The sequence below is a fragment of the Mesorhizobium sp. M7A.F.Ca.US.006.01.1.1 genome, from assembly GCF_003997935.1.
In the GTDB taxonomy this organism is placed as follows: Bacteria; Pseudomonadota; Alphaproteobacteria; order Rhizobiales; family Rhizobiaceae; genus Mesorhizobium.
The window spans coordinates 1-23,518 of the sequence record NZ_RZQL01000100.1; the positions used below are offsets into that span (position 1 = coordinate 1).

24 protein-coding genes are annotated in these 23,518 nt (G+C 64.1%); 11 read left to right on the top strand and 13 right to left on the bottom strand.

Annotated elements, in window-relative coordinates; genetic code table 11:
* Positions 1 to 79 precede the first annotated feature (79 nt).
* From EN943_RS18350 to EN943_RS18395, 10 genes are all read right to left on the bottom strand, one after another.
* Positions 80 to 961 (bottom strand): MoxR family ATPase, encoded by an 882-nt coding sequence (locus tag EN943_RS18350; RefSeq protein ID WP_127414046.1) that lies wholly within the window; start codon positions 959 to 961, stop codon positions 80 to 82.
* A gap of 8 nt (positions 962 to 969) precedes the next feature.
* Positions 970 to 1,974: a molybdopterin cofactor-binding domain-containing protein gene (locus tag EN943_RS38825; protein ID WP_023756899.1), complete on the bottom strand. Its 1,005-nt coding sequence runs from the start codon at positions 1,972 to 1,974 to the stop codon at positions 970 to 972.
* Position 1,975: 1 nt separating this feature from the next.
* Positions 1,976 to 3,343 (bottom strand): xanthine dehydrogenase family protein molybdopterin-binding subunit, encoded by a 1,368-nt coding sequence (locus EN943_RS38830; RefSeq protein ID WP_127414047.1) that lies wholly within the window; start codon positions 3,341 to 3,343, stop codon positions 1,976 to 1,978.
* A 12-nt stretch (positions 3,344 to 3,355) separates the two neighbouring features.
* A complete protein-coding gene (locus EN943_RS18365) occupies positions 3,356 to 3,838 on the bottom strand; it encodes a (2Fe-2S)-binding protein (RefSeq protein WP_127414048.1) in 483 nt (160 codons plus the stop codon).
* 60 nt (positions 3,839 to 3,898) lie between these two features.
* Positions 3,899 to 4,693 carry an FAD binding domain-containing protein gene (locus tag EN943_RS18370; protein ID WP_127414049.1) on the bottom strand — a complete coding sequence of 265 codons (795 nt, stop codon included), beginning with the start codon at positions 4,691 to 4,693 and terminating at the stop codon, positions 3,899 to 3,901.
* Between the two features lie 13 nt (positions 4,694 to 4,706).
* Complete coding sequence (locus tag EN943_RS18375) at positions 4,707 to 5,150, bottom strand: SRPBCC family protein (protein WP_127414050.1); 444 nt, start codon at positions 5,148 to 5,150, stop codon at positions 4,707 to 4,709.
* A gap of 131 nt (positions 5,151 to 5,281) precedes the next feature.
* Positions 5,282 to 6,109, bottom strand: a complete 828-nt coding sequence (locus EN943_RS18380; protein ID WP_127414051.1) for an AraC family transcriptional regulator — start codon at positions 6,107 to 6,109, stop codon at positions 5,282 to 5,284.
* A gap of 180 nt (positions 6,110 to 6,289) precedes the next feature.
* The gene (locus EN943_RS18385) at positions 6,290 to 7,057 is read right to left on the bottom strand and encodes an SDR family oxidoreductase (protein WP_127414052.1); all 768 of its coding nucleotides are present in this window, start codon (positions 7,055 to 7,057) and stop codon (positions 6,290 to 6,292) included.
* 87 nt (positions 7,058 to 7,144) lie between these two features.
* Positions 7,145 to 8,143 (bottom strand): ABC transporter permease, encoded by a 999-nt coding sequence (locus tag EN943_RS18390; protein ID WP_013530853.1) that lies wholly within the window; start codon positions 8,141 to 8,143, stop codon positions 7,145 to 7,147.
* 42 nt (positions 8,144 to 8,185) lie between these two features.
* Positions 8,186 to 8,926, bottom strand: a complete 741-nt coding sequence (locus EN943_RS18395; protein ID WP_013530854.1) for an ATP-binding cassette domain-containing protein — start codon at positions 8,924 to 8,926, stop codon at positions 8,186 to 8,188.
* Between the two features lie 464 nt (positions 8,927 to 9,390).
* Between EN943_RS18395 and EN943_RS18400 the strand changes: the two genes are divergently transcribed.
* The gene (locus tag EN943_RS18400; protein ID WP_127414053.1) at positions 9,391 to 10,380 is read left to right on the top strand and encodes a sugar-binding protein; all 990 of its coding nucleotides are present in this window, start codon (positions 9,391 to 9,393) and stop codon (positions 10,378 to 10,380) included.
* 198 nt (positions 10,381 to 10,578) lie between these two features.
* The gene (locus EN943_RS18405; RefSeq protein ID WP_024501539.1) at positions 10,579 to 11,361 is read left to right on the top strand and encodes a FadR/GntR family transcriptional regulator; all 783 of its coding nucleotides are present in this window, start codon (positions 10,579 to 10,581) and stop codon (positions 11,359 to 11,361) included.
* Between the two features lie 21 nt (positions 11,362 to 11,382).
* On the opposite strand, the gene EN943_RS18410 is transcribed toward EN943_RS18405, so the two are convergent.
* Complete coding sequence (locus tag EN943_RS18410) at positions 11,383 to 12,321, bottom strand: NAD(P)-dependent oxidoreductase (protein WP_127414054.1); 939 nt, start codon at positions 12,319 to 12,321, stop codon at positions 11,383 to 11,385.
* 118 nt (positions 12,322 to 12,439) lie between these two features.
* Between EN943_RS18410 and EN943_RS18415 the strand changes: the two genes are divergently transcribed.
* Together EN943_RS18415 and EN943_RS18420 are read left to right on the top strand one after the other, a co-directional pair.
* On the top strand, positions 12,440 to 13,336 hold the full coding sequence (locus EN943_RS18415) for an NAD(P)-dependent oxidoreductase (RefSeq protein WP_127414055.1): 897 nt from the start codon (positions 12,440 to 12,442) through the stop codon (positions 13,334 to 13,336).
* A 102-nt stretch (positions 13,337 to 13,438) separates the two neighbouring features.
* Positions 13,439 to 14,215, top strand: coding sequence for a FadR/GntR family transcriptional regulator (locus EN943_RS18420; RefSeq protein WP_023813240.1), 777 nt, complete (start codon positions 13,439 to 13,441; stop codon positions 14,213 to 14,215).
* 17 nt (positions 14,216 to 14,232) lie between these two features.
* Here the strand turns inward: EN943_RS18420 and EN943_RS18425 are convergent, their stop codons facing one another.
* Positions 14,233 to 14,523: a DUF3175 domain-containing protein gene (locus EN943_RS18425; protein ID WP_164778250.1), complete on the bottom strand. Its 291-nt coding sequence runs from the start codon at positions 14,521 to 14,523 to the stop codon at positions 14,233 to 14,235.
* Between the two features lie 170 nt (positions 14,524 to 14,693).
* Between EN943_RS18425 and EN943_RS18430 the strand changes: the two genes are divergently transcribed.
* The 7 genes from EN943_RS18430 (at position 14,694) to EN943_RS18460 (ending at position 22,694) form a co-directional block, all read left to right on the top strand.
* A complete protein-coding gene (locus EN943_RS18430) occupies positions 14,694 to 15,923 on the top strand; it encodes an MFS transporter (protein WP_127414057.1) in 1,230 nt (409 codons plus the stop codon).
* A 177-nt stretch (positions 15,924 to 16,100) separates the two neighbouring features.
* A complete protein-coding gene (locus EN943_RS18435; RefSeq protein ID WP_127414058.1) occupies positions 16,101 to 17,129 on the top strand; it encodes a LacI family DNA-binding transcriptional regulator in 1,029 nt (342 codons plus the stop codon).
* Between the two features lie 302 nt (positions 17,130 to 17,431).
* Entirely contained in the window at positions 17,432 to 18,559 is a 1,128-nt protein-coding gene (locus EN943_RS18440; protein ID WP_023813236.1) for a sugar ABC transporter substrate-binding protein, read from the top strand.
* Positions 18,560 to 18,638: 79 nt separating this feature from the next.
* Positions 18,639 to 20,186, top strand: coding sequence for a sugar ABC transporter ATP-binding protein (locus EN943_RS18445; RefSeq protein WP_127414059.1), 1,548 nt, complete (start codon positions 18,639 to 18,641; stop codon positions 20,184 to 20,186).
* A complete protein-coding gene (locus tag EN943_RS18450) occupies positions 20,183 to 21,163 on the top strand; it encodes an ABC transporter permease (protein ID WP_013530865.1) in 981 nt (326 codons plus the stop codon). The genes EN943_RS18445 and EN943_RS18450 overlap by 4 nt, the downstream gene beginning before the upstream one ends.
* Positions 21,160 to 22,146: an ABC transporter permease gene (locus EN943_RS18455; RefSeq protein ID WP_127414060.1), complete on the top strand. Its 987-nt coding sequence runs from the start codon at positions 21,160 to 21,162 to the stop codon at positions 22,144 to 22,146. Before EN943_RS18450 ends, EN943_RS18455 begins: the two co-directional genes overlap by 4 nt.
* Before the next feature lie 2 nt (positions 22,147 to 22,148).
* Positions 22,149 to 22,694: a gluconokinase gene (locus EN943_RS18460; RefSeq protein ID WP_127414061.1), complete on the top strand. Its 546-nt coding sequence runs from the start codon at positions 22,149 to 22,151 to the stop codon at positions 22,692 to 22,694.
* On the opposite strand, the gene EN943_RS18465 is transcribed toward EN943_RS18460, so the two are convergent.
* Positions 22,689 to 23,518, bottom strand: an 830-nt coding sequence (locus tag EN943_RS18465; RefSeq protein WP_127414062.1) for a hypothetical protein, incomplete at its 5' end; no start/stop codon positions are given. The two genes, EN943_RS18460 and EN943_RS18465, sit on opposite strands and share 6 nt — an antisense overlap.

Genomic DNA, 23,518 nt, shown 5'->3' on the forward strand with positions numbered 1-23,518 from the left:
GCGCGGGGGAAGCTTGTTTCCCGCATCATTGCGTGGCGCCCCCCTCTGTCCTGCCAGCCTTGCGGAATGCGTCGGCGCGTCACGCCAACGCCTCCTCGACGATCCGGCCAAGCTCCGGTGCGATGTAGGAGAGGTCCTCCTCGTCCTTGATCAGCACGCCGATGGCGCGGCAGAAGGCTTCCGGCCACGGGCTGCCGCCTTTCTCCAGAATGGTGGCGGCGTTGGCCCATTCGACCGCCTCGGCGATGCCGGGCGGCTTGGCCAGCGGGCGGGCGCGGATGGTCTGCACGGCTGCCGCCACCGCGCGCGCCGTGGCTTGCGCCACATCGCCGGCGCGCAGCATGATGATGGCGGCCTCGCGCTCGGCGTCGGGATAGCCGATCCAGTGGTAGACGCAGCGGCGGCGCAGCGCTTCGGCGAGTTCGCGGGTGCGGTTCGAGGTCAGGATGACGATCGGCTGTGCCGTGGCGCGGATGGTGCCGCGCTCGGGAATGCTGATCTGGAAATCGGAGAGGAATTCCAAAAGCAGCGCCTCGAATTCGTGGTCCGAGCGATCGATCTCGTCGACCAGCAGCACGCGCTGTTCGGGCGCTTTCAGCACCTGGAGCAGCGGCCGGGCGATCAGGAAACGGTCGTCGTAGATGTCGATCTCATGCTTTCCGGCGTGGCGGATGGCGAGCAGCTGGCGTTGATAATTCCATTCGTAGAGCGCATGCGCGGCGTCGATGCCTTCGTAGCATTGCAGCCGCACCAGATCGCGGCCGAGCAGTTGCGCGATCGCCTTGGCCGCCTCGGTCTTGCCGACGCCCGGTGCGCCTTCAAGCAGCAGCGGCTTGCCCAGCCGGATCGCCAGGAAGATGGCCGTCGAAAGGCTCTCATCCGCCAGATAGCGCGAGGCGGCCAGATGCTGCGCCACCGCCTCCGGTGAGGTCGCGACAGTCTCACCGCTTGTCCCGTTCATTCCAGCCCTCAATTCGCCGCTTGCGCCTTCAGCGCGCGCAGGATGCGTTCCGGCGTGATCGGCAGCGTGTCGATGCGCACGCCGACAGCGTCGAAGACGGCATTGGCGACGGCGGGGATCTGCGGGTTGGCGCACATTTCGCCAGGCCCTTTGGCGCCATAAGGTCCGTCCGCCGAGGGACGCTCCAGCACGATGATCTCGGTCTCGGCGAGGTCGCCGGGCCCGGGCATCAGATACTGGTTGAAATCGGTGCCGCCATGGTCGCGGTTGGGATAATAGGGCTCGGTCGTCTCATAGAGCGCATGGCTGATGCCCATCCACGAACCGCCGACCAGTTGCTGTTCGACCATTTTCGGGTTCAGCGCGCGGCCGATCTCGAAGACGTTCTTCACCGTCAGCACCGTCACTTCGCCGGTCTCGTCGTCGACCTCGACCTCGGCCACGGTGCAGGCATGCGCGTAGCAGGTCGACGGCTTCATCGCGCCGGTTTCTTTCTCGGGATAGGAGCGCGGGATCAAGAACATGCCGCGGCCCGAGATCGAGCGGCCGCGCTTGAAATGCGCCGACAGCGCGACATCGAAGATCGAGATCGATTTTTGCGGTGCGCCCTTGACCAGGATGTTGCCCTGGCCGTCGGTCTCGAGGTCGGAGGCGTTGACCTCCAGCTCCTCGGCCGCCACTTCCAGCATCACCTGGCGGGCTTCCCTGGCCGCCTGGATGACGGCGTTGCCGGCGCGGTGCGTGCCGCGCGAGGCGAACGTGCCCATACAGTGCGGCCCGGTGTCGGTGTCGGCGGTGTCGACGACGACGCGGTCGGTCGGCACGCCGATCGTCTCGGCGCAGATCTGCGCCATGATCTGCTTCATGCCCTGGCCGAGATCGACCGACGACAGCGTCACCATGAAATTGCCGGTCGGCGTCGAATGCACCAGCGCCTGCGTCGGGTCGCCGCCGAGGTTCATGCCGGTTGGATAATTGATCGCGGCGACGCCGCGTCCACGCCTGATCGCCATCTCAAGCTCCCTTCACGTAGGATGACATCGCCATGTACTTTTCCGCCACCGGCCAGTTGGCGGCGCGCGAGGCTTCCTGCATGCACTCGATCAGTGCCGCGCCCTCTGTCGGCTGGCGATGCGCCTTCATGTCGCCGTCGCGATAGGCGTTGATGAAGCGGAATTCGAGCGGATCCATTCCGATCAGCCGTGCCAGCTTGTCCATCTGCACCTCCAGCGCGAAATCGCCGATGGTGACGCCGAAGCCGCGCATGGCGGAGGAGGGCGTGCGGTTGGTGTAGACGCAGTAGGTGTCGATCCAGACGTTGGGGATCGTGTAGGGGCCCGGATAATGCCCCGCACCCTTCTGCGCGCCATAGGGCGAGTGGCGCGAATAGGCGCCGGCATCGGTGTAGCCGGTGACCTTGCGCGCGACGATGCGGCCATCTTTCATGACGCCGTCCTTGATGACGACCTTTTCAGCGGCGCGTGGCGACGAGATCTGCATCTCCTCCTCGCGGCTGTAGATAAAACAGACTGGTCGTCCTGTTAATTTTGCGCCGAGGATGGCGATCGGCTCGACGATGACGTCGACCTTGCCGCCAAAACCGCCGCCGACGGTGCCGCCGACAAAATGCAGTTTGCTGCCCGGCATCTGCAGGATGATCGAGGTGTTGTCGAGCGTGAAGAACATCGCCTGCGTGTTGGTGTAGCAGGTGAAGCGGTCATTGCCCTCCGGCGCGACCACGCACCCCGTCGTCTCGGTCGGCGCGTGTTCGATCGGTGACGACTGGTAGCTCTGCTCCAGCACGTGGTCGGCGCCGGCGAAGCCCGCCTCGACATCGCCGAATCGCACCTTGCGGCACTCGCCGCTGTCGTAGAGATAATAATTCTGGCCGTGATATTCGTTGACCAGCGGCGCGCCGGGCTTCAGCGCCTCTTCCATGTCGAAGACGGCTGGCAGCACCTCATAGTCGACCTTGACCTTGGCTGCGGCCTCTTGCGCGGCACGCTCGGTCTCGGCCAGCACCGCCACCACGGCCTCGCCCTTCCAGCGAACCTTGCCGTCGGCCAGCACGGTTTCGTCCTCCGGCCCGACCTGGATCAGGATCAGGATGGTGTAGACATTGTGCGGCACGTCCTTGGCGGTCAGAATTTTCACCATGCCGGGATGCTTTTCCGCTTCCGAGGTGTCGATCGAGCGGATGCGGGCATGGTGATGCGGGCTGCGCACCATCTTCAGATGCAGCATGCCGGGGAAATTGCGGTCGGCGAAAAAGGCGGTCTTGCCGGTGACATGGCCTGGCGAATCCGAGCGCGGGCGGGGCTGGCCGATCTCATGCAGATCGTCCTTGCGGACATCGGCGAAGTAGCTCTTGCGCAGTTCCATTCTCTTGCTCCCTCAAGCCGCGTTCTGCGAGTTGGACCGCGCGGCGGTGAGCACCGCCTGGATGATCGGCTCGTAGCCGGTGCAGCGGCAGATGTTGCCCGACAGCGCCTCGACCACCTCGTCGCGGCTGGGGTTGGGTGTGTGGTCGAGCAGCACCTTGGCCGCCATGATCATGCCCGGCGTGCAGAAGCCGCATTGCGTGGCGAACGTGTCGAGGAAGGCGCGCTGCAGGGGATGCAAGACGCCAGCCTCGGAAAGCCCTGACGTGGTGCTGATGACGGCGCCATTGCAGGTCTCGGCAAGCGTCAGGCAGGAGAGCCTGAGTTCGCCGTCGATGATGACCGAACAGGCGCCGCAGGTGCCTTGATGGCAGCCGCCTTTCGGTGAGGTGTCGCCGATCTTGTCGCGCAGTGCGTGCAGCAGCGTCGTGCCGCTGTCGATGAATTCGGCCTTTTCCGAGCCGTTGAGCGTGAATTGAACCGGAACCTTTGCCATGTTTTCCTCCCAGCGCGCCTGCCCGAACCAGCGGACAGACGCGCGCCCCCGAACGAAATATTATGCGAGCAGCAGCCGGCCGAGATGAACCGGCAGGACTTCGGCGCGATACCAGGCGCTGGCGATCGGGTCGGTGATGGGCGAGGTGCCATCACCGGCCGCGGCCAAGGCCGGCGCGATGCCGTCAGTGGTCAGCGTTCGGCCGATCAGCGCTTTTTCTGCCGCCCTGGCGCGCATTGGCCGATCCGCCATGCAGCCGAGTGCGATCCGCGCCGAGGTTACGGTGCCATCCGACGACAGTTCCAGAGCACCGGCTATGCTGAGCACAGAGACGCCCTTGGGCTTGATCCTCGACACTTTCAGGAAGCGGAAACTGTCGGCCTTCGGAAGCGTGAAGTTCACGGAAGTGACGACGGCGCGGCTGCCGTCCCGATTGGCCAGGAAAGTCTCGATCGGTGTTTCGCCGCCATCGGTGCTGACCGTCGCATCGAGCGCCAGCAGGGCAACGGCGAAATCGCCATAGGGGGCCGGGGCAAAAAGATTGCCGCCGATGGTCGCCATGTTGCGGATGGCCGGGCCTCCGACGGCGCGAGCGGCCTTGGCTAGCATGCCGAGCTCCGGATGGCCGGCGATCGCCGCCATCGTCACCGAAGCGCCGATGCGGACTTTGCCGCCGGCAACAGCGATGGTGGACAAAGACGGCTCGGTCGACCTGACAAGGCCGGAAACCGAAACGTCGCCTTCATTGGCCGCGCGGACGACCAGCGTGCCGCCACCGAGATAGCGTGTGCCCTGGGCTTTCAGTGCCGCGTTCGCGTCTTTCACCGTTGCAAAAGTCTGCAGTGCCAGCGCCATGGTTTGGCTCCTGTCAGCTCTGGCCGGCGAAATGGCTTTTCAGGGCGTTGAAGCCGCCCTGAAAGACATTGGCGCCCATGCCCTCGGCCAGCTTGTCTGCCTCCTCCGGCGCGGCGTCGAAGCTGGCGGTCCATTCGGCGTAGGTGCGGTCGCCATCGGTCACGCGCCGCAGCTGCAGGGTCGCTTTGTGGTTGGTCAGCGGCTGCGGCGTCTCGAGGATGGAGTAGCTGACCAGGAAATTCTGATCGGAGAAGTCGAGCAGCTTTTCGCGCAGGCGGGCGCCGCTGGCGAGCTGGAAATTGCGCACGCAGCCGATCGTGGTGGCATCCTTGCCGTCTTCAATGCTGCTTTCCACCATGCGCGGATGCCAGTCCGGCAGCCCGTTGAAGTCGCGTATGCGCGCCCAGACCTTTTCGACCGGCGCGTCGATGACGCTGGAGATGGTGACTTTGGCCATTCAAATGTTCCCTTGCAAAAGCGATCCGGTGCAAGGGTAGGGCGGCCATTTCAGCGACGCTTATCAATGCGTCTTGAGCGCCTATCAAGGAGTCTGAAAAAGGGCGGGGAGTCTGAAAAAGGGCGGTTGGCTCAGGCAATCGCCCGCGCGGCCTCGCGGTAGAGCGTCGGCGGCACGCCGACATGGTCGCGGAAGAAGCGCGAGAAATTGCCCTGCGTGGTGAAGCCGAGATTGCAGGCGACCGAGATCAGCGGTTCCTGCGACCATTGCAGTTGCCGCACCGCTTCCTCCATGCGCAGCGTGTTCCAGTAGACATTGGGCGTCAGATTGGTCTGTTCCTTGAACAAAGCGAAGAAATGCGGTCGTGACAGGCCGACGCTGCGCGCCACGTCGTCGAAGCAGATGCGCTCGCAGACATTGGCCTTCATCAGCTGGATTGCCTTGCGGACGCGAAAATCCTGCATGGTGTTGATGCGGACACGGGCCTCCTGCGGCGCCGAGGCGTCGGCGGCGTCGAGCACGCTATCGATGAAACGCTCGATCTCGTAGTTGGCGATATCGTCGACGCTCTCATTGTCGCTGAGGTGGTCGAGCAGATTGGCGGCGGCCTGATGCAGCCACGGTTCCAGCGTGATCGCGGCTCGTGAAAACAGCGGCGCCGACGAGGGCAGGTCGCGGCGGCGCCGCGCCCAGTCGGGATCGATGTAGAAGGCGAGAAACAGACCGGGCGTCCCGTTTTGCGACAGAACATGGCTGTGCGGCTGGAAGGAGTTGATGCCGGCGGCCGTTCCAGGTCCAAGCCGCACGGTCTCGCGGCCGATGGTCATTTCGCCGGCCGTGCCTTCCAGCCAGATGATCAGATGGGCCTCGACATGGGCATGGGTGACGAAGTCGCTTGCGACATTCAGGATAGAAACATGTCCGAACCGGCCCCAGTAGAGCCTGATCGCTTCCGTCATGGGTATATCCTCCCGCAGACGACTGGCCTCCCTTCGTCTGCAACAGGGATTGTGCGGCTGAGTTCGGGGTCGCGTCAAGACGCGTGGGGGCGGCGAGGGCGAATGACGGCCAGCGAGGCCGGATTTTCAGACTGAGCGATAGGCACTGGAACGAATAGCGGTCGGGAGAATTACCACCCCTCAAACCGAAGCCGTCATGCCGCCATCGACATACAGCGTATGGCCGTTGACGAAAGACGAGGCGTCGGAGGCAAGGAACACGGCGGCGCCGATCAGCTCGTCGACATTGCCCCAGCGCCCCGCCGGCGTGCGCTTTTCCAGCCAGGCGGAAAATTCCGGATTGTCGACCAGCGCCTGGTTCATCTCGGTGCGGAAATAGCCGGGTGCGATCGCATTGATCTGCAGGCCGTGTTTGGCCCAATCGGCGCACATACCCCTTGTCAGGTTGCGGATCGCGCCCTTGGTTGCGGTGTAGGGCGCGATGTTCGGCCTTGCCAGTTCGCTCTGCACCGAACCGATGTTGATGATCTTGCCCTTGCCGCGCGGGATCATGTGGCGGGCGACCGCCTTGGCCGCGTGGAAGGCGCCCGACACATTGGTCTTGAACAGGCGCTCCCATTGCTCCTCGGGAAAGTCCTCGAGCGGGGCGCGGAATTGTATGCCGGCATTGTTGATGAGGATGCCGATGGCGCCGATCTCGGCCTCGATGCGGGCAATGTCCTCGTTGACCGCCTGATAATCCGTGACGTCGAAGGTCGAGGCATGCGCCTTGAATCCGGCATTGCGCAGCTTTTCGACGGCACCGCCGATCCTGGCGGCGTCGCGGCCGTTCAGCACCACGCTTGCCCCGTGTTCGGCCAGGCCCCGAGCCAGCGCGAAGCCGATGCCCTGGCCGGAGCCAGTCACCAGCGCCAACCGCTCCTTGAGGCTGAACAGGGAGTTGGCCATCAAACCGTCTTTTGTTTGACCATGATCTCCGGACAAACGGTTCCGTTTGTCCGAGAAAACCGGTTTCCACTTTTCGGGATCATGGTTCTAGTCGCTGCGGCGGAAATTGCGGATGCGGTCGAACAGCACCGCCAGCAGGATGGCGCCGCCGATGAAGACGCCTTGCCAGAAGGCATTGATGCCGAGCAGGCCGAGACTGTTGCGGATCACCTCGATCAGGGCCGCGCCGACGATGGCGCCGAAGGCGGTGCCGACGCCGCCGGCCAGATTGGCGCCTCCGATGACGGTGGCGGCGATCACCTGCAGCTCCATGCCGGTGCCGAGATTGGTGGTGACGGCACCCAGCCAGCCGGTCTGGATGATGCCGGCAATGCCCGCCGACAGCGCCGAGATCATGTAAACGGCAACCTTGATCTGGCGCACCGGAACGCCGGTCAGCGTTGCCGCGTGCTCGTTGCCGCCAATGGCGAAGATGTGGCGGCCGAACTTGGTCCAGCGCAGGATGAAGCCGGTGATCAGCGCCAGAAGGATCATGTAGAGCACCGGGTTAGCGATGCCGAACACCCAGGCGCCGCCGCCCAATGACAGAAGCTTGGCGTGGTCCGGCCCGAACTGAAAGACGACCGTGTTGTTGGAGGCGACCATGGCGAGGCTTCGAGCGATCGACAGCATGCCGAGCGTCACCACGAACGGTGGAAAGCCGAGATAGGCGATCAGCACGCCGTTGAAGGCGCCAATGGCGAGCGCGGTGGCGATCGAGGCCAGTATGCCGACCTCGATCGAGTAGCCGGCATGCATGGTGACGGCCAGCACCATCGACGACAGGCACAGCACCGAGCCGACCGAGAGGTCGATGCCGCCGGTGATGATGACGAAGGTCATGCCGAGCGCGATGATGGCGACAAAGGTGATGTTGCGGGTGATGTTGTAGAGGTTCTTCGACGTGGCGAAGGCGTCGGTGGCAAACGACAGGAACACGCAGGCGAGGATGACGGCGATCACCACCCAGAAGGTCTGGCTGGCAAACAGTCTCGCGGCCAAGGATTGCTGCTTGTGTTCGATCGGCTGGTCAATTGTCAGTGCCATCGTCGACCTTCATCTGCTGTGCGTGGTGGAATTCGCTTGAAATCAAACCTGTTCGATGGCGCCGGTGATCAGCCCGGTGACTTCCTCGGGCGAGCTCGACGCAATCGTCTTGTCGGCGACCTTGCGGCCGCGCCGCATGACGATGACGCGGTCGGCGACGGTGAACACGTCAGGCATGCGGTGGCTGATCAGCACGACGGCGATGCCCTGATCGCGCAAATGGCGGATCAGGTTCAGCACTTCGGCGACCTGGCGCACCGATATCGCCGCCGTCGGTTCGTCCATCAGCACGATCTTGGCCTGCGACAGCATGGTGCGGGCGATCGCCACCGCCTGGCGCTGGCCACCCGACATCTGCTTGACGAGGTCGCGCGGACGGGTTTCGGACTTCAATTCGGCGAAGAGTTGGCCGGCACGCTTGTACATCGAGGCATAGTCGAGGATCCGGAACGGCCCGACGCCGCGCCGCAACTCGCGGCCGAGATAGACATTGGCGGCGGCGGTCAGGTTGTTGCAGAGCGCAAGGTCCTGGTGGACGATCTCGATGCCGTGCTGGCGGGCTTCCGCCGGCTTGTGCAGGATCAATTCCTTGCCGTCCATGTGCATGGTGCCATGGCTCGGGCGGAAATTGCCGGCGATCATCTTGACCAGCGTCGACTTGCCGGCGCCGTTGTCGCCCATGAGGCCGACCACCTGTCCGGGCTCGATCGACAGCGAAACGTCGTTGACCGCCTGGATGGCGCCGAAATGCCTTGAGATGTTGGTGAGTTCGAGAACCGCCACCAGCCTTTGCCTCCCCGTGATTTGCGACCTGCTGCTGTTCCCGGCGTGGATGCCGACGCTGCTTTGGCCTCGCTCTCCCCGGCTCCTCCCGAAGACGGCGTTAGCGTTCTTTTACGCAAAAGCCGGCGCACGTCAATCAATTGTCGGACGAATTGGGCCAGGACTATTTTAAAAATCCGTTTTGTAGGACAAATAGCATTGACGTTGGCGCCAAGCCGATATTAGCTAAGCGTCGGAGGAGATTATGCCGATCCCCGCTGGCGGTTCGCCAGCCGTAATCGGCGGAGGTTTGACGGCCCAGCATCCGGCGGCACCTGTATGTGAGCTGATCTGAAGCCGAATCTGGAAATGCTTATCGATCTGTCCTGGCGACACGAGCGCTCGAAACGACCCTCGGTCATCACGCATCCGGTCGATCTGTATGGCGGGCACGCCGTGTCCGTTTGTTTCAAGGGAGGACTGACATGAGGAAGACACTTTTGCTCGCCGCCGTCGCCGCCATGGCGTTGGGTGCCGGGCCGGCTTTGGCCAAGAAACAGCTCGTCATTGTCGTGAAAGGTCTCGACAATCCGTTCTTCGAGGCCATCCACCAGGGCTGCGAGAAATGGAACAAGGAAAACGCCAGCTCGGAATATGAATGCTTCTACACCGGTCCGGCGTCGACTTCGGACGAGGCCGGTGAGGCGCAGATCGTCCAGGACATGCTGAGCAAGGCCGACACGGTGGCGATGGCGATCTCGCCGTCCAACGCGCCGCTGATCGCGCAGACGATCAAGAGTGCCAATCCGACGATCCCGATCATGACGGTCGATGCCGATCTCAGCAAGGAAGACGCAGGTCTTCGCAAGACCTATCTCGGTACCGACAATTACCTGATGGGCAAGAAGATCGGCGAGTACATCAAGAAGGGCAAGCCGAATGGTGGCACGATCTGCACCATCGAAGGCAACCCGGCAGCCGACAACATCCTGCGCCGTGCGCAAGGCATGCGTGACGCACTGTCGGGCAAGGAGGGCCTCGCCGCACTTGCCGGTGAAGGTGGCTGGACCGAAGTCGCCGGCTGCCCGGTGTTCACCAATGACGATGGCGCCAAGGGCGTGCAGGCGATGACCGACATCCTCGCCGCCAACCCCAAGCTGGACGCCTTCGGCATCATGGGCGGCTGGCCGCTGTTCGGCGCGCCGCAGCCCTATCGCGATCTGTTCGGACCGCTCAAGGACCGGATCGCCAGCAACGACTTCGTCATCGGCGCCGCCGACACGATCGGCGACGAGATTGCGATCGCTCGTGACGGCCTTGTAACGGCTCTGGTCGGCCAGCGGCCGTTCGAAATGGGCTACAAGGCACCGTCGGTGATGATCGACCTGATCGAAGGCAAGGCAGTCGCCGATCCGGTGTTCACCGGCCTCGACGAGTGCACCAAGGATACGGTCGACACCTGCATCCAGAAGTAGGTTCTCGATTTCGGGGCGCCCGTTTGCGGGCGCCCCGTCATTCCTGAACGGAAGCGATAATTCCCGAACGGACGCAATGGTTGGGGCACCCGGCTCCGGCTTTGCCGCGCCCGTGATCTGGATTTTTCGGCAACGAGATCGGCGCCCGTGCGGTTCGGACCAGTCCGGACGACAGACGGTCGACGCATTGGAACGTGGATGCCGGACGAGAAGTCAAGCAAGCGAACCGACCGGGCCAAGGCACAAGCCGGCCACGGCCCGGCTGTCATGCGCAAGGCTGGTGCCGCGCATTTTGCGGGAGCGAGCGTCCATGTCTCGCTGGCCGGCGAGATTGGCCTGCGGATCGTGCGTGGCGACTATCCGCCCGGCACCATCCTGCCCAACGAGTCCAGATGGGCCGAGATCTTCAATGTCAGCCGTTCGGCGGTACGCGAAGCCATCAAGATGCTGATGGCAAAAAGCCTGTTGGCCTCGCGCCCCAAGATCGGCAGCTGGGTCGAGCCGAAGGAGCGCTGGAACCTGCTCGACCGCGACGTGCTGGCCTGGTACGCGACCGCGCCCGACCGCGAGGCGTTCCTGCGAACCGTGCAGGAGTTTCGTCATATCATCGAGCCGGAAGCGTCGGCCTTTGCCGCCATACGGCGCAGTGACGAGCAGATGGCGGAAATCAGCCAGGCCTGCCGCGAGATGGGCGAGGCCTTGAGCCTGCAGGAGCGTATCCGTGCCGATACGCGCTTTCATCTGGCCATCCTGCGCGCCTCCGGCAACGACCTCCTGGTGCCGCTCGGCGTGCTGATCGAGTCGGCGCTCGACCATCTCTTCGCATTCACGACACAGCAGGTCGCCGATCAGCGCCAGGCGCAGAAGCTGCATGAGGCGATCGAAAAGAACATCCGCCTGCAGCGCCCGGCAGCCGCGCGCAACGCCGTGCACAAGCTGCTTGCGGATACCGATGAAGGAATCGGGCGCTGGAGGCGGTGATCCACGTTTGCGTTTGCAATCTCAAATCGTCTGTTTCTTCCCATCCTTCATCGGCATCAGGTCGACACCGTTCACCCCAGCGATATGCGTCGCCAGCATCGGTACGAATTGCTCGGCCGGGCCGGTGGCATGGGCACCGGCGAAGGAGTTCTTGGTGGCGTTGCCGAGCGGGTTGGCAATGCCGGCCGCACCCGCCATCGATTCCAGATAGGTCAGGTCCTTGAAGGCATTGGCGATGGTGAATTTGTGCGCGTCGCGGTCACCTTCGAGCGTCCAGCGCATGAAGGTCTGGTAGAAGCCGCAATCCATGCGTCCATTGCGGATGACGCTGTCGAAGCGGGGCGGCGAGATGCCGACCTTCTCAGCCAGTGCCAGTGCCTCGGAATAGATCGCGGCGTAGCCGAGCGAGATGAAATTGTTGAGCAGCTTCATGCGATGGCCATCGCCGGTGTCGCCGATATGGACGATGCGCCCGGCCCAGGTTTCGATCACCGGTTTCACCCTGGCAAAGAGGGCGTCCGGTGCGCCGACCATAGCGTCGAGCGTGCCTTCCCAGGCTTCCTTCGGCGTGCGGCTCAGCGGCGCGTCGACAAAATCGATGCCGAGCGCCTTGAGTTCCGCTGCCAGCGCCACCGTCGAGACCGGATCGGAGGTCGAGCAGTCGACGACGACCGAGCCCTTTTTCAAGCCCTCCTTGAGGCCGCCGGGGCCGCGAATGATGGCTTCGACCTCGCGCGAACCGGTGACGCAGATGAAGACGATATCAGACGCCGCCGCCACATCGCGCGAGGTCGATGCTTCCGTGGCGCCGCGGCCAATCAGGTCTTCCGCCGGCTTGCGGTTCTTGCGGCCGAGGAAAGTCAGGCTGTAGCCCTTGTCGACGATGTTCTTGGCGATCCCGTGGCCCATCAGCCCAAGCCCGATGAAGCCGATCTTTTCGCTCGCGGCAGTCGTGTTCATGTCTTCAAGTCCTGTTGCAATGATTGATGTCAGGCGCTGCCATTTTGCAGGCGGGGTGGTTGCGGATGGCGATATTGTCTGACAATACACATAAATTCCTGAGGATGTGGAGAGCAAAATGACGAAGCGGATCATGTTCACCGGCGGCAGCGGCAAGGCCGGACGCCATGTCGTCCAGTATCTGGTCGAGCAAGGCTGCCAGGTGCTCAACATCGACACCAGGCCGCTCGACAATCCCAAGGTGCGCACGCTGATCACCGACATCACCGACAGCGGGCAGGTGTTCAACGCGCTGTCGAGCTATATGGGTTTGCATGAATTCGACCCCTCGCTGCGCCCGCAGCCGGTCGATGCGGTGGTTCATTTCGCCGCCATCCCGCGCATCATGATCACTACCGACAACGAGGTGTTCCGCATCAATGCGCTCGGCACCTACAATGTCATCGAGGCGGCGGTGAAGCTCGGCATCCGCAAGGTCATCATCGCCTCCAGCGAGACCACCTATGGCCTCGTCTTCGCCAACGAGCCGCGCGATCCCAAATATTTCCCGCTCGACGAGGAGTATGACGTCGATCCGATGGACAGCTACGCTTTGTCCAAGGTCGTCAACGAGAAGACGGCGCGGGCCTTCGCGCAGCGCAATGGCACCGACATTTATGCCCTGCGCATCGGCAACGTCATCGAGCCGCACGAATATTCGCTGTTTCCGAAATGGTTCGCCGATCCGGGTTTCCGCAAGCGCATCGCCTGGAGCTATCTCGACGCACGCGACCTCGGCCAGATCACGTTGCGCGCCGTCGAGAAGGACGGCCTCGGCTATCAGGTGTTCAACGCCGCCAATGACGACACCTCGTCCGACCTGCCGACCGCTGAATTGCTGAAGCGGTTCTATCCCAGCGTACCGGTCAAGGCTGAACTCGGCGAATACGAGACGCTGCTGTCGAACCGCAAGGCGCGTGACGTGCTGGGCTTCCGCCCGGAGCATAGCTGGCGCAAATACGTCAAGCAGGACTGATCCGCGAAGCAATCGAGGCTGATCTGTGCACAGCGGGCGGCTTTGCGGTGCAAGCCGCTTGCCGCGCTTGACAGCCTGCTTAATACGGACTTTCTGGAACCCATGCGGGACGCCAAGCCGAACAAGGAAAAATCGTTGGGGAAAGCGGCCTCCGGAGACCGTCCGGGCGGCGTACGCCGAGCGGACGCCGCGCGTATTCCAGGCTCCAGCGTGCACGCCTCGCTGGCCAGCGAAATTGGCCTCAGGATCGTGCGCGGCGACTATCCGCCCGGCACAATCCTGCCCAATGAAGCGAAATGGTCGGAGACCTTCAGCGTCAGCCGCTCGGCGGTGCGCGAAGCGATCAAGATGCTGATGGCCAAGAGCCTTTTGGCCTCACGTCCCAAGATCGGCAGCTGGGTCGAGCCGAAGGAACGCTGGAACCTGCTCGATCGCGATGTGCTGGCCTGGTACGCGACGTCGCCGGACCGCGAGGTGTTCCTCAAGACCGTGCAGGAATTCCGCCACATCATCGAGCCGGAAGCAACCGCGTTCGCCGCCATGCGAAGAACCGACGAGCAGATGGCCGAGATCAGCCTGGCCTGCCGTGAGATGGGAGAGGCGACGAGCCTGCAGGAGCGGACCCGCGCCGACACGCGCTTCCATCTTGCCATCCTGCGGGCTTCGGGTAATGACCTGCTGGTGCCGCTCGGCGTGCTGATCGAATCCGCCTTCGATCATCTCTTTGCCTATACGACGCGGGAGATCGACGATCTCAACCACGCGCAGAAGCTGCACGAGGCGATCGAGAAGAACATCCGCCTGCAGCGCCCTGACGCGGCGCGCAATGCCGTGCGCAAACTGCTCGCCAACACAGACGGCGTCATCCGCGCCCGGTAGGGCCGGATCGGCCGCCGCTAATCATCCTTGTTCCGTCCGAAGGCGCTGCGCAGTTCGTCCTTGGCGTTCTCAAGCACTTTCTTGCGCGCGGCAGGCAAGTTCTTGCCGGCGCGGTTGATGTAAAAATTCAGCATCGACATGGCGGATTGAAAAGGCTCGGCCTTGCGCCTGTGGCTGTGTTCGGCGGATCGTTTCAGCGAGGCGGCGATCTTCCTGGCGTCGTCGGATTCGAAGACGTGATCCTCAAGATCCATCGCGTTGCTGTGCTCGGTCACCTCGGCCGACCATTTTTTCCTGGTGGCGGTCATCGCAGGACTCCTTTGCAGGGTGGGTTGCCGGGAAACTCCGCACATCGGCATCGGTTCCGCCCTGGCTCTGGAGCCACGGATTTGCCCGCTGTGGCGCTGCTGCGGCCTGAGAATGCGCCGATAGTGGCGCAAACGGCAGCCGATCTCCGAGACCGCCGACAGGAAACGCCTTGACCCGAACCGACAGCATCCAGCCCGGCCCCGGCATCGACAGCTCCTATGCCTGGATGCGGCTTGCCATCTCGATGCTGCTGGCGACGATCGGTGCCGTCGGCATGTGGGCTGTCGTCGTCGTGCTGCCCGCCGTGCAGGCCGAGTTCGGCGTCGACCGCGCCGCGGCGTCCATGCCTTACACTGCGACCATGGTCGGTTTCGCCGCCGGCAACGTGCTGGTCGGTCGCGCCATCGACCGGATGGGGTACTGGATCCCGGCGCTGATCTCTTCGATTGCGCTTTCCGCCGGCCTGCTGCTCGCGGGGCTGTCGACCTCGATCCTGCAATTCACGCTTGCCCAAGGAGTGCTGATCGGTGTCGGCACGTCGGTGATCTTCGGGCCGCTGATCGCCGATATCTCGCACTGGTTCAACCGCCGTCGCGGTGTTGCGGTCACGGCGGCGGCGGCCGGCAATTACCTTGCCGGAGCGTTGTGGCCGACCATCATGCCGACGCTGATGAAGGCGGAGGGCTGGCGCTTCACCTATGCGGCAATCGGCATCTTCTGCCTGGTGACAATGGTTCCGCTGGTGCTGATGCTGCGGCGCGGTGCCCCGGCGGCGGCCGTCGCGGGTTCGCCCGGAAGCCGGTCGGTGCAGCCGATCTCGCTGTCGCCGGCGGCCTTGCAGGTGCTGCTGGTCGTCGCCGGGCTCGGCTGCTGCGTGGCGATGTCGATGCCGCAAGTGCATATCGTCGCCTATTGCATGGACCTTGGCTACGGCGTCGCACATGGCGCCGACATGCTGTCGATCATGATGGCGGGCGGCGTCGTCAGCCGGCTGGCGTCCGGCTTCCTCGCCGACCGTATCGGCGCCGTATGGACATTGATGATCGGCTCGGTGCTGCAGTGCCTGTCGCTGCTGTTTTATATCCCGTTCGACGGGCTTGCCTCGCTCTATGTGGTGTCGCTGGTGTTCGGCCTGTCGCAAGGCGGCATCGTGCCTTGCTACGCGATCATCGTGCGCGATTACATGCCGGCCAACGAGGCCGGCCAGCGTATCGGTATCGTCATGATGGCGACCATCTTCGGCATGGCGATCGGCGGCTGGATGTCGGGCTGGATCTACGATTTGACCGGTTCCTATGCCGCCGCATTCCTCAACGGCATCGCCTGGAATTTGCTGAACCTGGTGGCGCTCGGGCTGCTGTTCTGGAAGGCACGGCGCAGCACAGCCGTGATGGCCTGAGCTCTCAGTGCCCAATGGTCCGGGAGCTGCGCGGCTTGACAACCACCCAAGGCTGCGCGACGCCGGAAGACGGGTTGGTGCGGCAACAGGCCGGTTTCGCATGACGACGGTGGCAAAGACCCTGAATATGGTTCTAGAGGCGCTTGGCTGTCCAAGCCCGTCGCCAGGAGTGCGTCCTTGACCAAGCCGCGCTCGCGCCGGGGCGGCGGCCGCCCGACCATCGCGGATGTCGCGCGCAAGGCCGGCGTCGGCGCCATCACCGTGTCGCGCGCCCTGCGTGAGCCGGAGCGTGTGTCCGAAGAGCTGCGCCGCCAGATCCAGGCCGCTGTCGACGAACTGGGCTACGTGCCGGACCCGAATGCCCGGGCGCTGGCCTCGGCGCGCGCCGAGGTGTTCGGCGTGCTGGTGCCGTCGCTCACCAACAACGTCTTCGCCGAGGTGGTGCGCGGCATCTATGACAGCCTGTCGGCCAGCCCGTTCCGCATCCAGCTTGGCAACACCCACTATTCCGGCCTTGAGGAAGAGCGGCTGCTGCAGGTGTTCGGTTCGCAACGGCCCGCCGCGCTGATCGTCGCCGGCATCGATCAGACGCCGGCTTCGCGAAAGGTGCTGGAAAGTGCCGGCTGCCCGGTGGTGCAGGTCATGGAAACGGGTCCCGATCCGGTCGACATGATGGTCGGCTTCTCGCATCTCGATGGCGGCAGGGCGGCGACCGAGCATCTGATCGAGGCGGGCTATCGCCGCATCGGCTTCATCGGCGCGCGCATGGACCCGCGTTCGCAGCGGCGCCTGGCCGGCTATCGCGCGGCGATGGAGGCCGCGGGCCTGTTCGACCCGCGCCTCGTCACCACCACGCCGGTGCTGTCCAGCGTGTCGCTCGGCCGCGAGATGTTCCGCGACGCGCTGGCCAAGGTGCCGACGCTCGACGGCGTCTTCTGCAACAATGACGACATCGCACTCGGCGTCTTGTTCGAATGCCATCGCGCCTCGATCGCGGTGCCGAAGACGATCGGCATCGTCGGTTTCAACGATCTCGACATGATGCAGGTGGCGTTTCCTTCAGTCACCAGCATCCGCACCCATCGTTATGAGATCGGCCGGCGTGCCGTCGCCATGGCGCTGGCGGCGATCGCCGGCAACAGACCGGAGCAACGGGTCGTCGACCTCGGTTTCGAGCTCAAGCGGCGCGAGAGCACGGCGCGTTGAAACGCACAGAAGCGACTGTGCGAATGCCGGTTTACATGCCAATTTGGTAGCGCTACCATTTTCTCCAGGCGGGTGCATGAACGACAGGTCGCACCTGTTTATTATACATAAGCGACAACTAATACTTGTTTATTATGGATAATATGATAGTTTTCGCCCCGCTGGAGGCGACAAGGGAGGAACCGGGTCGGCCACCACGGGCGGCCAAGGAAGCGCATGGCGAGGCGGGAGGTGCCGGTCCATCGCCCGAAAAATTCGCATTGCGAAACGAACAATCAGAACTGCAATCGGGAGGATTATCGATGATCAAGTCACTTGTTGGTGGCGTCGTTGCCGCCACTGCATTCGTCATGCTCAATTCGGCCGCCATGGCCGCCGGACCCGAAATCGTGTCGGGGCCTGCCGCTCAGGCGGACTGTTTCGCGCCGTGGAGCGCGGAGACCAAATTCTTCAAGTACCCCAAGAAGGAAGGGCCGTTCCGCATCGCCTTCGCCAATGGCTATATCGCCAACACCTGGCGCATCCAGATGGTGCAGACGGCCAAGGCCTACGCCGCACAACCTGAAGTCAAAGCCAAGATCAAGGAATTCAAGGTCGTCTCGACGGGCGAGGACGTGCCGGCACAGATCTCGGCGATCAACAATTTCATCGATTCCGGCTATGACGCCATCGTCACCGACGCCCAGAACCCGACGGCCTTCGGTCCGGTCATCAAGCGTGCCAAGGAAGCCGGCATCGTGCTGGTCGCCTTCGACAACATTCTCGACACCAAGGACGCCATCAACGTCAATGTCGATCAGAAGGGCCTTGGCGAATTGTGGGCCAAGTGGCTGGTCGCCAAGATACCGAACGGTGGCAAGATCCTGGAAGTGCGCGGCGTCGCCGGCACCTCCGTCGACACCGATCGTCACAACGGCATCCACGAGGTCTTCGATGCGTCCGGCAAGAAGTGGGACGTGACCGAAGTCGCCGGCAAATGGGATGACGGCGTGGCACAGAAGGTGACCGCAGATGCGATCGCCACCAACGGTCCGTTCGACGGCATCACCGGGCAGGGCGGCGACACCGGCATCGTGCAGGCGATGATCGACGCCAAGCATCCGTTCGTGCCGTTTGGCGGCGAGACCGAGAACGGCTTCCGCAAGTTCTGCGCCGCGCATTCGGCCGACGGGCTGAAGTGCTCGTCCGCGGGCTCGGGTCCGGCTCAGGTCGCCGTCGCCATCAAGACCGCGATCGCCGCACTCGAAGGCGAGGTGGTGCCACAAGAGGTGAAGCTGCCGCTGGCGATCGCCGAAGACCCGAACTTGAAGGAAGGCACGGATTACTTCCCCAAGGAATCCGATAATTTCTTCGTCGGCAATTCCTTCCCGACCTGCGGCATCAATTTCAGCGCCCAGGAAATCATGGGTCAGACCAAGGAAAACCAGTAAATCATCGCTGGCTGTCACCTGGCGCCGCGGCTTGAGCCGCGGCGCTTGTCTCAATTCCACAATCGCCCTGGGAGGGCCGATGGACGGTGCGGCTCCGCTCTTTCGTATGGAAGGCATATCCAAGCGCTATGGCGGTGTACGCGCGCTGGAGAAGGCCGAGCTTGTTGTCGAAGCCGGCAGCATCCACGCCATTCTCGGCGAAAACGGCGCCGGCAAGTCGACGCTGATCAAGGTCATGGCAGGTGTCGTGGCGCCCGATGAGGGCCGCATGACGCTGGACGGGCGCGAGGCGACCTTCGCTTCTCCGGGTGCCGCCAACAAGGCCGGCATCGTCTGCATCTTCCAGGAACTGTCGCTGGTCCCCGAGCTCAGCGTTGCCGACAACATCGTCATTTCCGACCCGCCCAAACGCTTCGGCATGATCGACCGCAAGGCGCAGCGCCGCATCGCCGAAGAAGCACTTGCTCGTGCCGGCGCCGCCGACATCCACCCGCTGGCGCTGGTCAAGGACCTGCCATTGTCGCGCCGGCAGATGGTCGAGATCGCCAAGGCATTGGCACGCAAGCCGCGCATCCTCATCCTCGACGAAGCGACCTCAGCGCTGACGGCGGCGGATGTCTCGAAGATTTTCGCGGTGCTCAAGCGGCTACGCTCGGAAGGGCTGGCGCTGCTTTACATCTCGCACCGCATGAACGAGATCGCCGAACTGGCGGATCAGTGCACGGTGTTCCGCAACGGCCGCAATGTCGCCAGCTATCCGGCCGGCTCGAAGAGCGACAATGAGGTGGTCGAACTGATGATCGGCCGCGAATACAGCCATATCTTTCCGCCCAAGCCGGCGGCCGTGCCTGCCACCGCGGCCCCCAGGCTCGAGGCCCGCAAGCTCTCCTGGGCCGACCGGCTGCACGACATCTCGCTGACCGTCAGGGCAGGCGAGGTGGTCGGCCTCGGCGGCCTCGACGGCCAGGGCCAGCGCGAATTGCTGCTCGCCTTCTTCGGCGTGCTGCGCGGCCTCAGCGGCCAGATCCTGATCGACGGCAAGCCTGTGTCGATCACCAGTCCATCCGTTGCGCGCGACGACGGCATCGGCATGGCGCTCATTCCCGAGGACCGCAAGACCGAAGGGCTGATGCTGCCGATGACGGTGCGCGAGAACCTGTCTTTCGCCGCGCTCGACCGGCTGTCGAAAGCCGGCATCATCGATCGCGCCGCCGAGCAGCGGCTGATCGACGACATGGTCGGCCTTTTGGCGATCAAGACGGCGGGCCTCGACATTCCGGTCGGCGCGCTTTCGGGCGGCAACCAGCAGAAGGTGGTCATCGCCAAATGGCTGATGCGGCAGCCGCGCATCATCCTGCTCAACGATCCGACGCGCGGCATCGACGTCGGCACCAAGCAGGAACTGTACCAGCTGATGCGCAAACTGGCCGACGCGGGTGCGGCGATCCTGTTCTACTCGACCGATTATGACGAGCTGATCGGCTGCTGCGACCGTGTGCTGGTGCTCTATGACGGGGCGGTCAAGCGCGAGCTGGTCGGCGCCGAGATCACCGAGCGGGCGCTGATATCAAGTGCGCTCAACATCCATGGCGAGGACAGCCCGGTGGGCCTGGGAGTGGACGCATGAAGGATTGGCGTTACTGGCTGGCCGAGCAGCGCGGAACGCTGCTGGCGTTCGGCATCTTCATCGTCATGTTCGTCATCTACACCTCGAACCATCCGGCCGGCTTCACCGCCAATGTGGTGCAGACGGCCGCCAACAAGGGCGTGCTGCTCGCCTTCGTCGCCATGGCGCAGACGCTGGTGGTGATCACCGCCGGCATCGACCTGTCCGTCGGCATGATTTTTCTCCTCACCAACTGCCTGGCTTCGTGGCTGGTGGTGGGAACGCCGATGCAGACGACGCTTGGCGTCATCGCCGTGCTGGCGGTGGGGCTGCTGTGCGGCGCCATTAATGGCGCCATCGTCATCTATGGCCGGTTGCAGCCGATCGTCGCCACCATTGCCACAGGCGCCGTCTATTACGGCATCGGCCTGTTGCTGCGGCCATTCCCGGGCGGTTCCGTCAATGAGGACCTGGCCGATGCGCTGACCGGCCGTGTGTTCGGCGTGGTGCCGGCAAGTCTCGTCGTGCTGCTGGCCATCGTGCTGGTGATCTGGGTGCCGTTCAGCCGCTCGGTGCTCGGCCGCGCCGCCTACGCGGCAGGCTCGTCGGAGACGGCGGCCTACATGTCGGGCGTGCCGATCCGGCGCGGCAAGTTCGCTGCCTACACGCTGGCCGGCCTGCTGGCGGCGATCGGCGGACTGTTCCTGACCTTCTTCACCTATACGGGTGAGGCGGCCTATGCCAGCGGCAACTCCTACACGCTGTTTTCGATCGCCGCCGTGGTGCTCGGCGGCGTCTCGCTGTTCGGCGGCAAGGGCAGCGCCATCGGCGCCATCTTCGGCGCACTGGCTTTCCGCACGATCGGCGACCTGTTGTTCGTCTTCGATTTCGATCCGCTCTGGCAGCCGCTGTTTCAGGGCGTTATCCTGCTGGTCGCCGTCAGCCTCGGCGCCTTCGCCCTGTTTCGGGTCCGCAACCGGCTGGAGTGGTTCCTGTGAGCGAAACGACGCTTGGCGGCATTGCCGGCCGCATGCCCAGATTCATCCGCCGCGCCGATCCGGCGGTGCTGACGGCCTTTGCCTGCATCGTGCTTTTGCTGTTCCTGGGCAGCCTCTATTCCAGAAGCTTCCTGTCGCCTGAATATCTGCTGCAGCAGCTCAAGGTGGCTTCATTCCTCGGCGTCATCGCCACCGGCATGATGTTGGTCATCCTGCTCGGCCAGATCGACCTGTCGGTGCCTTGGGCGGTGGCGGCGGGCGCCATGATGGCCTGCGCCGCGGCGGCGTACGGCCCGGTCGGCGTGGCGTTGGCCATCCCGTTCGGCATCATCTGCGGCATGCTGATCGGCGTCGTCAACGGCATCGGCGTCGCCTATCTGCGCATCCCCTCGATGATCATCACATTGGCCACCAACGCTGTCGCGCAGGGGCTGATGGTGGTCTACACCGGCGGCTTCTCGCCGCAGGATTCGGCAACGGGCGCGATGCGCTACCTGGCGACCGGCTTCGCCATTCCGGGTGTGCCCAACGCGGTCATCATCTGGGCGCTGATAGGAGCGGCAATGGTGTTCGTGCTGACCCGGACCAGCTTCGGCCGCACGGTCTACGGCATCGGCAACCGCGAGCGCGCGGCCTATCTCTCCGGCATCGACACAAGGCGCGTGGTGATGATCGCCTTCGCCGTCTCCGGCGGGCTCTCGGCTTTCGGCGGCGTGCTTCTGGCCGGCTATGCCTCCAAGGCGGCCCAGTCGATGGGCGACGCTTATCTGCTGCCGTCGATCGCCGCGGTGGTGCTTGGCGGCACCTCGATCCTGGGCGGGCGCGGCTCCTATCTCGGCACTGTCGCCGGTGTCATCCTCATCACGCTGCTGCAATCCATCCTGTCGGTCATGCAGATGCCGGAGGCGGGGCGGCAGATCATCTACGGTGTCGTCATCGTCGCCATGCTGCTTCTCTACGGCCGCGCGCCGGCAAGCCGCTGACCGTGGACGAAGCGGCAGCACAGGCGCCGACGAGCGCCCCCGGCTCGGTGCCGGCCATCGTGGTCATGGGCGTCGCCGGCTGCGGCAAGTCGGCGGTGGGCATTGGGCTTGCCGCCGCTCTGGGCGTTACCTTTATCGAGGGCGACAGGCTGCATCCGCCGGAAAACGTCGCGCGCATGGCAAGCGGCGAGCCGCTTACCGATCAACTGCGCGAAGGCTGGCTCGATGCGATCGGCGAGCGCATCGCGGAGTCGGTGGGCAGCGGACAGGGCGTGGTTGCCGCCTGCTCGGCGCTGAAGCGCAGCTACCGCGACCGGCTGAGCGGCTTCTGCCCGGAAATCGTCTTCCTCTATCTGGAGATCGACCCTGCCACGGCCAGCCAGCGCGTCGGCAACCGCAAGGGCCACTTCATGCCGGCAAGCCTGGTCGACAGCCAGTTCGCCATCCTCGAGCTGCCGGCTGCGGATGAGCGCGCCTCGACATTCGATGCGACACGCCCGGTCGGCGAGCTCGTCGCTGCCGCGGTCCGCCTGATACGCCGGTCATGAGCCTTCATCCATTCCGATGCCGGTGCTGTCCGGGGCTTCGGTCAGCCGCTGCCGGCGGGACCACGTCAGCATCTGCTCGGGGTAGAGCCTTAGCGCTTCCAGCAGGCGGTCACGCTTGAGCAGGATGTAGCGCGCCTGCACAGTCATGTTCTTGGCGCCATCCCTGGCCATGTCCGTTGCCGGGGCGGCCGGAGCCTCCAGCGTCAGCTCGGGGCTGAGCACGGCCCGGTATTCGATGAAGGGAACCATCTCGAAGGTCGACATGGCAAACAGGGCGGTTCTGCCCCTGGCGGCAAAATTCGCGGGCGCCGAGGCGAGATGCGTCCAGCCGTTTTCGCCCATGGCTGCCTCGGTGAAAGTCGTGCCGGCATGGATGGTGTTGGTCATCGTCACCACGCCATTCTGCTTCAGGATCTTCTGGATGCGGATGGTGACCTGATAGGCGTCGTCGCGATCAAAGGTGACCCGGCTCTTCAGGAACCGATTTTCGACATCGATCAGCGGCGGGTTGAGGAAACGCAAGCCAAACGCCGATTCGGAAATACCGTGGGTGTTGACGCTCACCTGATGCGCTTCGATACCGGCCTCGTACAGCGCGCGCTTGCCGATGATGGTCTGGGCGGCGAACTGATCGCACCAGAGGATGGCGCCGTGGCCGCGCTGCAAGGCCGACCGCAACCCCTCCAGCCCCTCCAGCCGGATTGTCGGCGACCAGCGGCCGGCCACCAGATGTGCGGCGAGCTGCAAGCGGCGGCGGTGGCGCGCCGCCAGCAATCCCTCGAACAGCTTGCGTGCATCGATACCATCGCCAAGCACCGCGCGCG